At 45.1% G+C, this 12,627-nt stretch carries 8 protein-coding genes and 6 tRNA genes; 8 read left to right on the top strand and 6 right to left on the bottom strand.

Annotated elements, in window-relative coordinates:
• Positions 1–41 precede the first annotated feature (41 nt).
• Entirely contained in the window at positions 42–488 is a 447-nt protein-coding gene (locus tag ABT58_RS21080) for a hypothetical protein (protein ID WP_047876420.1), read from the top strand.
• Positions 489–586: 98 nt separating this feature from the next.
• On the opposite strand, the gene ABT58_RS21075 is transcribed toward ABT58_RS21080, so the two are convergent.
• The 6 genes from ABT58_RS21075 to ABT58_RS21050 form a co-directional block, all read right to left on the bottom strand.
• Positions 587–662, bottom strand: a tRNA-Val gene (locus ABT58_RS21075).
• Positions 663–712: 50 nt separating this feature from the next.
• Positions 713–789 (bottom strand) — tRNA-Val (locus ABT58_RS21070).
• A gap of 36 nt (positions 790–825) precedes the next feature.
• Positions 826–902 (bottom strand) — tRNA-Val (locus tag ABT58_RS21065).
• 13 nt (positions 903–915) lie between these two features.
• Positions 916–991, bottom strand: a tRNA-Val gene (locus ABT58_RS21060).
• Positions 992–1,044: 53 nt separating this feature from the next.
• A tRNA-Val gene (locus ABT58_RS21055) sits at positions 1,045–1,121 on the bottom strand.
• Positions 1,122–1,156: 35 nt separating this feature from the next.
• Positions 1,157–1,233, bottom strand: a tRNA-Val gene (locus ABT58_RS21050).
• A 640-nt stretch (positions 1,234–1,873) separates the two neighbouring features.
• On the opposite strand from ABT58_RS21050, the gene ABT58_RS21045 reads away from it, so the two are divergent.
• The 7 genes from ABT58_RS21045 to ABT58_RS21015 all read left to right on the top strand — a co-directional run.
• The gene (locus tag ABT58_RS21045; RefSeq protein WP_047876419.1) at positions 1,874–4,006 is read left to right on the top strand and encodes a type I secretion system permease/ATPase; all 2,133 of its coding nucleotides are present in this window, start codon (positions 1,874–1,876) and stop codon (positions 4,004–4,006) included.
• The gene (locus tag ABT58_RS21040; protein ID WP_047876418.1) at positions 3,996–5,363 is read left to right on the top strand and encodes an HlyD family type I secretion periplasmic adaptor subunit; all 1,368 of its coding nucleotides are present in this window, start codon (positions 3,996–3,998) and stop codon (positions 5,361–5,363) included. The genes ABT58_RS21045 and ABT58_RS21040 overlap by 11 nt, the downstream gene beginning before the upstream one ends.
• A 43-nt stretch (positions 5,364–5,406) precedes the next feature.
• A complete protein-coding gene (locus ABT58_RS21035) occupies positions 5,407–6,711 on the top strand; it encodes a TolC family outer membrane protein (protein WP_047876417.1) in 1,305 nt (434 codons plus the stop codon).
• A 3-nt stretch (positions 6,712–6,714) separates the two neighbouring features.
• Positions 6,715–7,329 (top strand): OmpA family protein, encoded by a 615-nt coding sequence (locus tag ABT58_RS21030; RefSeq protein WP_047876416.1) that lies wholly within the window; start codon positions 6,715–6,717, stop codon positions 7,327–7,329.
• Between the two features lie 38 nt (positions 7,330–7,367).
• Entirely contained in the window at positions 7,368–8,006 is a 639-nt protein-coding gene (locus ABT58_RS21025) for a transglutaminase-like cysteine peptidase (RefSeq protein ID WP_082211201.1), read from the top strand.
• Position 8,007: 1 nt separating this feature from the next.
• Positions 8,008–9,927 carry a bifunctional diguanylate cyclase/phosphodiesterase gene (locus ABT58_RS21020; protein WP_047876414.1) on the top strand — a complete coding sequence of 640 codons (1,920 nt, stop codon included), beginning with the start codon at positions 8,008–8,010 and terminating at the stop codon, positions 9,925–9,927.
• A gap of 15 nt (positions 9,928–9,942) precedes the next feature.
• The coding region (locus ABT58_RS21015) for a retention module-containing protein (protein WP_047876413.1) at positions 9,943–12,627 on the top strand (2,685 nt) is incomplete at its 3' end.

Here is a 12,627-nt window from a genome sequence, read left to right as displayed (position 1 = left end):
GCTTTTTTTATAGACGATGAGTGCGTGGGTGAAGGAGTACAATGAACTTATCTGATCTTATTATTGAATGGCCAGAGACGGCATCTGCAGAATCTGAAGCCATTACGTTAGACTACATCTTTAGCTTTCTCGATGATTATCGCCGTCAGCATGTGCAGTCACAGTTTCACTATTTTGTCGGAGGTGATGGTGCTGACACGGCTCAACACGCGCAGTTTGACGCGAATGTACATCCACCCTATTGGGAAACGGTGCAAGATGATCGGGCTGCGATAAGTGAAAGTATCAGGAAAATATTTGCGGGGAATCGCCAGCGCGTTGTGATTGGTATGATCGATCAGAAACACGACAGGGATGAACAAGCAGCTATTGCCCGTTATTTCATGTTTGGTGGCGAGTGGCAGCAGGCGATGTGTTGTTTTGGATTATTGTTTGAAGACAACATGCTGGTGGAAGTGATTGAACACAATGTCTGTTGTGAAGCGTAAGTGCAATAGGGGCGATAGCGGGGGAGTCTTTCGTATCAGCAAGCGCCAAACGCAAAAAAGCCTGCTCAATGAGCAGGCTTTTCTACTTCTTACGAAGATGGTGGGCGATACCGGGCTCGAACCAGTGACCCCCTGCTTGTAAGGCAGGTGCTCTCCCAACTGAGCTAATCGCCCTGAATAATCGCTTGGGAATGTTTCCGAAGAAACGGTGCGACTATCGAATTTGGTGGGTCTAGGCAGACTCGAACTGCCGACCCCTACCATGTCAAGGTAGTACTCTAACCAACTGAGCTATAGACCCAAACTCTGTACATCTTAGTGGTTAAGTAAGATGTTTTGGTACGACCGAGTGGACTCGAACCACCGACCCCCACCATGTCAAGGTGGTGCTCTAACCAACTGAGCTACGGTCGTACTGACTAAATAATGGTGGGCGATACCGGGCTCGAACCAGTGACCCCCTGCTTGTAAGGCAGGTGCTCTCCCAACTGAGCTAATCGCCCTTCAATAATCGCATTTGGGATGTTTCTACAGAAACGCTGCAATTACTGGAATTTGGTGGGTCTAGGCAGACTCGAACTGCCGACCCCTACCATGTCAAGGTAGTACTCTAACCAACTGAGCTATAGACCCAAATTCTGTACATCTTAATGGTTAAGTAAGATGTTTGGTACGACCGAGTGGACTCGAACCACCGACCCCCACCATGTCAAGGTGGTGCTCTAACCAACTGAGCTACGGTCGTACTGTGTTCTCAAGGAACGCTGAGCATATTAGCGAGTGATGATCAGCGGTGCAAGCCTTTGAGTCGCCTTTTTTATCTTTAACGTGTTGTTTGCTTACGCTTTGAGCGGAAAGGCTTTTTTGCGAACGTTGTATGCATGGCATTGTGTGACGTTTGTCACGCAAGATGGGAAATAAAGCGTGTTTATGTTGTGAGAGAGGGGATTATCACGAGGCAATAATAGATAGCCCGCTTAATAGGCTAAATAGGGAGCATTTTATATGGCTAATCACTGCGCTATTGAGTGGGGTGTTAATAAATTGACGTGAGCAATCGGGTGAGTATGCTGCAATATTGACTCATAACCAAACCACTTAGCTATGTTAACAAAAAAATATACAAATAAAGTCAAAATACTCAATAAATAATTTTAACGTATTTTTAGTGCTTATAGATTCAATTTATAAAATATTAATACCCTTTAGGTATTATAAATCCCTTGAGGTAATCAAACAAACATATACAGAATGAGCGCTCGTATATATTGTTAATTGCTTGTCAATTAATAGACCTAATAACAGTATTTGACCTAAAGACAGGAGAAAAAAAACAGGTAATATAAGCGTCAAGATCGTGACGCTAAATGGTAAGGAGGGTGAATATGCGCGAGTTTAATCATGTATTAGAAACATTGACTGATGCTGTTCGATTAGTCACAACGTATTTCAATTTGTCATATTCACACGAATTATTGGTATCAGGTATTCCGATGCCGGATGGTATTTTTCACCATACTCAACTGGTTCCCGCAGTAAAAAATGTGGGGTTGGAAGGGAAGTGGGTACCGTTTAATGTGGAAGCACAGATCCAATCCGCTTCACCATTTATTGTGATCAATGAAGATAAAGCCATTGTCGTGGTACAACTTAATCATGATGAAATGACATGCTTAACCTCTCAAGGTCCGATGACACTGCCTACTGAGCAATTGATTACTTTTGCACCGAAGCAGGTGGCGGTATTAAAAGCGTTACCTGTAGTAGAAGAACGTGCACGGGTAAATGCCAGAGGGGATTGGAAGTCACATTGGTTTTGGGGCCCTATTCTCAGTGCTAAGCGTATATATATCGATGTATTTGCTGCCTCTATATTGATTAACTTGTTTGCACTCGCTACGCCGCTATTTACCATGAACGTGTATGATCGTGTGGTACCCAATTTAGCGTTTGATTCACTATGGGTATTAGCGATTGGTGCTGTGATCGTGTTTATTTTCGATTTCATTTTGAAATTGATGCGAAATTGGTTTGTCGATCTAGCGGGGAAAAAGACCGATATCTTGATGTCTGCGGATATCTATGCGCGTACTTTAGGCATGAGATTAAAACATCGCCCAGAATCTGTCGGTGTATATAGCCGCCACCTCAATGAATTTGAATCGGTACGCAGTTTTTTAGCCTCCAGTACAATTACGACACTGATTGATTTGCCCTTTGCTGTATTGATGCTGATGGTATTAACAATGATTGCTGGCCCGTTGGTGATCGTCCCTATTATTGCCATGTTACTGGTGGCTTTAGCCAGTTTTCTGGTGCAAGCCCCCTTGAATCGTACTATCGATGAATCCAACCAGCTATCAGCTCAGAAAAATGCCAACTTGTATGAAAGCCTGCACGGTATTGAAACCGTTAAACTGCATGGTGGTGAAGGGCAATACCAATATAAGTGGGAACAATCTGTCGGACACATGGCAACCTGGGGAAATAAAACCCGCTGGTTGTCCAGTTCGATTCTGACCTTCGCAGGGTTTGCTCAGCAACTTGTGAGTGTGGGGTTGATTGTATTTGGTGTGTATCTACTCGCGGATAATGCCATCTCCATGGGCGCGATTATCGCCGCTGTGATGCTATCTGGTCGCTGTTTACAACCTATGTTGCAACTGGCTGGACTCGCGACGCGATATTCACAAGTGTTGACATCGTATCAGCAGCTTAATGACATCATGTCGACCCCGCAAGAGCAGGAACCACAGCGTCGTTACCTGCAAGTCGATAAACTGGAGGGCAAAGTCCAGTTCCGCAATGTCAGCTTTCGTTACGACGATGATGCGCCGAGCATTCTGTCTAATGTTTCTTTCTCCATTAAAAAAGGAGAAAAGGTCGCCATTATCGGTCGTATCGGTGCCGGTAAAACGACAATCGAAAAGCTACTGCTTAATCTGCATCAACCAACAAAAGGGATGATTTTGTTGGATGACATCAATATTGAGCAATACAACCCGAGCTTTGTACGTAAGCAAATTGGTGTTGTACCGCAAGATATCAATCTTTTTTATGGCTCTATTCGTGAAAACATTATGTTGGGTGAGCCGGCTATTGCCGCATCAGCCGTGCAGCGAGCGGCAGAAATTGCAGGGGTGACAGAATTTACCCGCCATGACGCCGAAGGGTTAGATCGTCAGGTTGGCGAAGGTGGGCGCTATTTATCAGGTGGACAGCGACAGTCAATTGCATTGGCTCGTGCGTTCCTGCGCCCGGCGTCATTGTATGTGTTGGATGAACCGACATCACAAATGGACTCACGTACTGAAAACCATGTGAAGCAGCAATTAGCGAATTTAGGTAATGAACACACTCTTTTATTGGTGACGCATAAAACCTCAATGCTGGATGTTGTGGATCGTGTCATCGTATTAGATCAAGGCCGCATTGTGTTAGATGGCCCGCGTGCGCAAGTGTTGGATGCACTGGCGGAAGGACGTATTCGACAGCCAGGGAGGGTGCATGCCGCATAATCAGTTATACAGCCAGACCGCTGCTGCGGTTGTAATGGATGTGCCTAAAAGTGCCCGTGCCATGGTGTGGGGCGCATTTGCGTTTGTTTTCGTCGCCATTATTTGGGCCTGCTTTGCTCAACTGGATGAAGTGACTGTCGGGATAGGTAAAGTGATCCCTGCTGATCAAGTACAGGTGATACAAAACTTAGAAGGCGGGATCGTAAAGCAGATTCTGGTGAAAGAAGGTCAATTAGTCGAAAAAGGCCAATCGTTATTAGAGATTGACGATACGCTATTTCGCTCAGATTTGGTGGCTGGTGAAGGGGAAATTGCCAGTTTAAATGCGTCAGTGATCCGTTTGCAGCATGAAATCGACAGTGTTCAAGTGAAGCCTTTAGGTAAGAACGCACAGTGGAAGAAAAGTGTTTCTGTTTCTCTGGCGCCTATCCAATATAGTGCGGTTTTTGTACAAGAGCATGCCACTGTAGTGGAAGGTCAGCGGAATGAAAAGAAAACCCGTTTGGCTAAATTGAATAACCAGCTACAAACGATTTCGCATCAGGTCAATGAAAAACAGCAGTCAATAAAAGAAACCGAATCAAAAATTGAAACGCTTAAACGTAGTGTTGATTTGGTGCGTCAAGAGTTGGTCATGAGCAAACCGTTAGCAGAAGAAGGTATTGTTTCTCGTGTTGATATTTTAAAGCTAGAGCGACAATTAAATGATCTGCGCGGTCAAGTGAGTCAATTAACATTATCCGTACCCAAGTTAGAAGCCGAAAGAATGGGCGCCATTAACCGTTATCGTGAGGCGGCCTTCGTATTTCGAAATGAAGCGCAAGCGGAGTTAAATGATTTAAATGAAAAGCTCAATACGCTGATGGCTACATCGGTAGGTTTGCAAGATCGCGTGAAGCGCACAACGGTTGTCTCCCCGGTTGATGGGGTGGTTAAAACATTGAATATCAATACAGTGGGTGGGGTTATTCAGCCAGGCATGGAATTGCTGGAAATTGTGCCAAGTCAGGATTCTTTATTAATCGAAGCCAACATAAATCCGAAAGATATCGCATTTATTCGCCATGGTTTGGAAACCATCGTTAAATTTACGGCATATGATTTTACAATATATGGTGGTTTGAATGGCGTTGTTGAGCATGTATCCGCAGACACCATTCAGGATGAAGAAGGTAATGAGTTTTATATCGTTCGTGTTCGAACATATACCAATGAGTTATCGTCTGGAGATAAGCAATACAAAATTATTCCAGGCATGCTAATTCAAGCAGATATTATGACAGGTAAAAAAACAGTGATGGATTACTTATTAAAGCCATTGCTGAAAGCAAAACAAAGCGCGTTGAGAGAGCGCTAATTCACGTTTTGTTTTTTAGGTGATTTAGTTTCATGGAGAGATTATGAAAAAGCAGGTGTTATCATTAGTGATAGGGGCGTTGTGTGTGCCAACCTCATGGGCCATGTCTTTGGAAGAAGCCGTGTCTCAAGGTTTGGCGACAAGTCCGGAAATCAAGGAAGTAGTGGCAAGTTATAATTCACGTCTTGCCCTGTCTGACCAAGCCGTCGCAGATTACCTGCCTTCATTGGATTTATCTGGCGAAATTGGTTACCAGCGTCGTGAGAAAGATCGCGATACCTACAGCACCACAGAAGAAATGACCGGCCGCCAAGCATCCTTGCGTTTGCGTCAGTTAATTTTTGATGGCTTTGGTGTGAGCTCCAATATCGATCGTACCGAGTCAGAAGCGGAAGCTGAGCGTTACCGTATTTTATATTCAGCAGAAAACTTCGCATTAAATGTCTCGAATGCGTATCTGAACGTACTGCGTGAACAGCAGTTGCTGAAGTTGGCTGAAGATAACCTGAAAACCCACCTGAAATACCAGCGTGACATTACGAAGAAAGTAAAATCCGGTCTGAGTTCAACAGCCGATATTTCTCAGATCAATGGCCGTGTGGCGCGTGCCCAAGCCAATGTATTGTCTGCGCGTAATAACCTGAATGACGTTAATGATCAGTTCTTGCGCCTAGTGAATGCTTGGCCAAAAGATCTGGTTCAGCCTGATGTGGATGATCGTTTCTTGCCAGCCAGCCTAGAAGAAGCACTGACATTGGCCAAAGAAAATAACCCAACGGTTTCATCGTCTGTGCAGGACATCGATGCCGCGAAGTCTGCCTACAAAGCATCTAAATCCGGTTACTACCCAGAGATTGATGTGTATGTTGAGCAGCGCTTAGGGGAAGACTATGACGGTGCGAAAGGCAGTGATGATGATTTCAGTGCCATGGTGCGTTTGAACTACAACCTATTTGGTGGTGGCCGTGATCAGGCTAAAGTGGCTGAATCGGTGGCGCGTTTAGATCAGGCGAAGAGTGTGAGTGAAAATACGGTCCGTCAGGTAGAAGAAGGAACACGCCTGGCATGGAGCGCGGTTGAAATTCTGAATCAGCAAAAGGTTTTCTACCGCCAGCATGTTGAGCAGAGTTTCCAAACGTTGAAAGCGTATCAGCGTCAGTTCAAGCTGGGCACACGTTCATTGCTGGATGTGTTGAACACAGAGAACGAATTGTTCGAAGCCCGTAAATCTTACGTTAATACCGATTATCAGCACATTGATTCTCAGTACCGCTTATTGAATGCGACCGGGAATTTGTTAGATGCACTCTATGTCACCACACCAGAAGAATGGGAAAAGGGAGAATAAGTGATGACCAATAAGGGACTGTTACTCACTCTATCGTTAACTGGTAGTTTGTTATTAACTGGCTGTGCAACTGAGCCTGTAAGCGTGACGGCAGAGCAATTGGCTGATCAATTCGATAATGATGCCGATGGTGTGATCAACGAGCGAGATAAATGCCCGGATACGTTACCCGGTGCAACGATAAACAATGACGGTTGTCCTGCGTTGATTTCCAGTGAGAAGAAAAACGACCTGATCGTGCTTTTTGAGCATGATTCATCAGTGATTGATGCGGTACAAAAAGTGGAAATCAACCGCGCTGTTCAAAAGTTGATTCAAAATCCACAGTTGATGATCGTTTTGGAAGGCCACGCGAGTGCATCGGGTGCATCGGATTATAACCAGCGATTATCTAAAGCCCGTGCTAAGGCAGTACGTAGTGCTTTCATTTCAAAAGGCATTGCAAGTAACCGTATAGACATTAAGCCATTGGGTGAATCTAAGTTGTTACTGAAAGATGAAACGTTGCAAGCGGAATCACTGAATCGCCGTGTGACGGCGCAGTTTAAGTTGATGGACGAATCAACGGATCTGAAGTGGCATATTTACTCAATGGAGCCTCACCGTAGCGGGGTATAAATTTGAGGCGCTTGATCATTGTTGCTCTTTGCGCTGGCATGTTAATCAGTCGTGCCAGCGCAGTGAGAGAATCTGACAGTATCGATGTTATGAACGCCATTAAGGTGTACGGACTGTCAGCTGAATCTCGCATTTTGGCATGGAAAAACTTGATACATGATTTATTGCATGCATCGCATTCAGAAACACAGCAGATAGAGTCAGTGAATGGCTTTTTCAACCAGTTAGTCTTTATTAGTGACAATAGATTGTGGGGACAAGAAGACTATTGGGCGACACCCATTGAGTTTTTAGGAGCAAAAGGGGGAGATTGCGAAGACTTTAGTTTAGCCAAATATTTTACTCTGCGAGAATTAGGTGTGTCTGATGAGAAAATGCGACTCATCTATGTTAAGGCGACATCAATAAATCAATTTCACATGGTATTGGCGTATTACCCAGAAAAACATGCCGTGCCATTGATTTTGGATAATTTAGACGGTGAAGTGAAGTTAGCAACACAACGAGAAGATTTAATCCCTATTTATAGCTTTAATGCCGATCATCTTTGGCTCATGAAAGAACGAGGAAGAGGGCAACTGGCGGGTACGGCTTCAAAATTGAGTAAATGGACAAAAATGCGAAATAGGTATAGCCGTGGTGAGTTGCAAAAACCTCTGATTAATTTGAGTGAATAGTATGAGTTTGTACAAAAGAATTCTTATCTCCGTATTAAGTGTATTTGCGGCGTTGTATGGCATTGTTTTTTATATTCAGTACTCGTCAGTAAAGAACTATCTCAATGAGCAACAGTTTAACTCAGTGAATAATACTGTGAGCTCACTCTCGCTTGTTATTCCCTATCAGTATGAACAAAATGATAACACAGGGATCGAAGCTGCAATTTTTGCGGCTTTTGACAGTGGTTACTATAAAGAAATCAGTTTTCAACTCTACAAAGACGATAGCTTTATTACGCGTTTAGCCAGTAATGATAAAAGTCATGTACCGTCTTGGTTCAGCCAGTATGTAGGCTTTTCTCCTGCCCATGAAAAAGTGGTGATTACGTCGGGGTGGACACAAATTGGTGAGTTGGTGGTTACCAGCAATACCAATATGGCAGAGGAGCAACTTTGGCAGAGTACCTTTGATTTATCTTTGTGGTTTTTTGCGGGCTTTTTAGCAACGGCTTTGTTTATTAACCGTATGATTGAGTACATCTTACGTCCATTAGGGACGCTAACTCGTTATGCGGAACAATTAGGTAATAACAATTTTGATGCCAGCGTATCAAAGACGTCGGTGACGGAACTACGTACCTTAAATCAAGCGATGCAGAAAATGGCATCAAAACTGAAATCAGAATATGAACGTCAGCAACATGTGGTTGAAAGTCTGCGTAAACAGGTTCAGCAAGATGGGGTGTCAGGGCTGGGAAATCGAGGCCATTTTACCGATCATGTTTCGTCCTATTTGAGTGAAACCAAAAGTTGTACCGGCTTTTTGATCACGTGTGACAGTTTTGAAGAGCTTTACCAACATTACGGTTTTGAAGCGCGCGACAAAGTGGTTAAGCAAGTAGGTTGCACACTGAATGCCTTGGTGGACGATACACAATTGGTCGCATTATCACGTATTTCGGCAGCAGAATTTACGGTTTGCTTACCGCCTATGACGGTGATGGAAGCGGAAAAATTTGCTAAGCGCGTACACCTTGCGGTGAAACAAGCCTTTGCCCCTTATACGGATTTAACCGATATCAAGGTGTATGTGGGGGGCGCTGTGACAGATACGGTTGCTTCACCGACGCAACTCTTGTCTATGGTGGATAATGCCATGCAGGCTGCGAGAGGTTTAGCGTGGGGATACAGTATTCATCAGGATGATCATAACGCATTCAGTAAATCACAGTGGTTGAACAAAATTAAATATGCGATTGGACAAAAAAATTACCAATTACGCAGCATTCCAACTTTATCGCTAACGGGAAAAAGGAAAGTCCATGATGAGATTTTCATTTCAATATGCGATGAAGATAAAATCTATCATGCTGGTGAATTTGTTCATATCATCGAACAACACCAATTATGTGCTATCTTTGACCGTTCTGTCGTGGAATATATCACTACCACGGTGACAGGGAATAAGAATATTGCGATTAACTTAATGGCGAATACCTTTGCGACCTCATCATTTGTAGACTGGTTCGATATTGAGTTACAGAAGAATAAAGATGCATTTCGTCACTGTACATTCGAAATACCAGAAAATGCCTTTATACATTTTGGGCAAACAGTGTCTGAATTTGTGGCAATCTTGAATAAATATCGCCTCTTTTGGGGGGTGGATAATTTTGGACGACATTATAAATCGCTTAATGTAGTGGTGCAGTATAAGCCACATTATGTGAAGCTGGATTATTTATATGTGTCAATGCTATCACGTCAGCAATCATGTGCAGAGCTGATAGAAGCAATTATTAAGTCAGCGCATAACCTCGATATCGATGTTTATGCGACAAGAATTGAAAATAACGTTCAGAAAGCGAAATTTATTGAGCTTGGTGTGGATGGTTATCAGGGATATATCACAAAGTCACAATCGTTCGTGACTGAGTAAGATGGATGGATTTTTATGGAATTACAAACCTTTTCTAAAACTGCGGTCGTCGAAAACGTAGAAGGCCGCGTTTTTTACGTCGATGCGAATGGTGCGCAGATCTTTGTAAAATCGGGTGATCTTATTCCTGCCGGTTCGGTTGTGGTAAGTCTGTCCGGTGCTCAGTATGAAATCCATTCATCCGGCGGTCAGTTCCGTGTCGCTGGCCAATGCGCAACGTGTGATGACGATAACCGTGGTTTTGTGGCGAAAACATTGACGTCTGATGATGAGATTGCACGCTTACAAGATGCGATTCTCGCGGGTGCTGATCCAACAGAAGATTTTGAAGCACCTGCTGCGGGCCTGGGGGTTTCATCAACGAATGCCGGGTTTGTTGAAATTGAGCGACTCAATAGCCAAACCATCGCAGATGCTGGTTTTGATACCAATAACAATTTTGCCGATGGCTATGATTCTGAACTGAAGGATTTAGGTTCGTCTGATGAAGACGCGCTTGCTTTTTCGATCACATTGAATGGGCCGATCACCGCCGACAATATCATTAATGATGCAGAAACGGCGCAAATGATCACGATTACCGGTTCAGTTTCTGATTCGGTGAAGCCTGGTACACAAGTGATTGTTACCGTTGGCGATCAGACCTATACCGCTACGGTTGATGAGAACGGCAATTTTTCTGTGGATGTCCCTGGTTCACAGCTAGCACAAGACACTGAAGTTTCAGCGGAGTTGGCGACAGACAGCGATGTAAAAGACACTATCTCTTATGAGGTTGATACAGACATCAGTGTGCCGACCGTATCGTTGAATCCTGATTCCAACAGTGGTGATAAAGACGACCAAACCACGAATGTGACGCAACCGTCTCTGGATATTGGCAATGTCGATGATGACGTTGTACATGTTGAAGTGACCTTGACGGGGCCTTCAGGCACCATCACGGGTGAAGCTGTTGAAACTGAAAATGGTTGGGAGTTTATTCCTTCTGAACCCCTCGAAGATGGTGAATATGATGTCACGATCACTGTCACCGATGGTGCAGGTAATACGGCTTCCAATGAATTAGATGACCCTCTTATCATCGATACGGTAGCAACGCCGCCAACCATTACATTTGAAGACCCGGGTTCAGATGGGATTTATAACCAAGCCGAATTGGGGCCTGATGGTACAGTGACCGCGACGGTGACGTTACCGGATGATTTTGATCCTGCCAAAGATAAGCTAGTAATTAACGGTGTCGAGCATACATTAACCGACGATGAGATAGCCGCCGGTAAAGTGGATATTCAAGTGACACCTAACGAAACCGTCGATGCACAGATCACGGATGCAGCAGGTAACACGTCTGATTTGGCGTCGGAAACAGCACCTGATGCGGATATTACTTGTCCAGCGCCAAGCGTTGAGTTAATTGGTGATACCAATGGTGATGGTGTCTTTAATATCGATGAAATTGGCCCTGATGGCACGATTACAGCTGAAGTGACGTTAGCGCCTGGCACGGAAGTTGGTGATCGAATCATCGTCAAAGATGCAGACGGTAATGTGCTGTTAGATAAGACGGTGACGCAAGATGATTTAGACAATGGCATCCACGTTGAAGTACCGGTTGGTAGTGGTACTCAGGTAGGAGTGACTGCGCAAATCACCGATCCTGCTGGCAACGTGTCACCGGAGGTCAGTGACAGCGTGGGCATTGATAATGTGGCAGCCCCTGCACCATCGGTATCGTTGCTGGGTGATACCAACGGTGATGGTGTTTATAACATCGAAGAATTGGGTGCCGATGGCACCGTCACAGCTGAAGTGACACTGGCATCGGGCACTGAAGTCGGCGACCGTATCATCATTAAAGATACCGACGGTACTGTTCTTGTTGACCGTGAAATCACGCAGGCTGATCTGGATAACGGTATCCAGGTTGAAGTGTCTGTTGTAGGGAACAACGTTGAAGTCACCGCGCAGGTCGTAGATGCTGCCGGCAACCCATCCCCAGAAGCCAGCGATAACGCATTGGTGGACACTGATGCAGCATCCGCGCCAACGGTCGAACTGCAAGGCGATACCAACGATGACGGTGTTTACAACAGCGACGAACTAGGCGCTGACGGTACTGTGACGGCGAAAGTGACCCTGGCGGCTGACACGGTGGTCGGTGATACCATCTCGATCACAGACGGCGCAGGCAACATCATTCTCGAGCGTGAAGTGACGCAGGATGACTTGGATAACGGCATTCTTGTTGAAGTTCCTCCTTATGGTGATCGCGTTGATGTGACCGCGCAAGTGACTGACCCAGCAGGCAATAAATCCCCAGAAGCGAGCGACAGTGCATTAGTAGACACTGATGCAGCATCAGCCCCAACGGTTGAACTGCAAGGCGATACAAGCGGTGATGGCGTCTACAACAGTGACGAGCTGGGTACAGACGGTACTGTAACCGCCAAAGTGACGCTGGCGGCTGATACGGCGGTCGGCGATATCATCACGATCACAGATGGTGCAGGTAACGTCATTTTTGAGCGCGAAGTGACGCAGGATGATCTGGATAACGGCATCTTTGTCGAAGTTCCTCCTTACGGTGATCGCGTTGATGTGACCGCGCAAGTGACTGATCCAGCTGGCAATAAATCCCCAGAAGCCAGCGACAGTGCATTGGTGGATACTGATGCTGCTCCGGCCCCATCAGTAGAG

The sequence above is a fragment of the Photobacterium aphoticum genome (assembly GCF_001029435.1).
Lineage (GTDB): Bacteria > Pseudomonadota > Gammaproteobacteria > Enterobacterales > Vibrionaceae > Photobacterium > Photobacterium aphoticum.
Note: the sequence above shows the minus strand (reverse complement) of the source record. Positions and strands in the feature narration are given on the sequence as shown.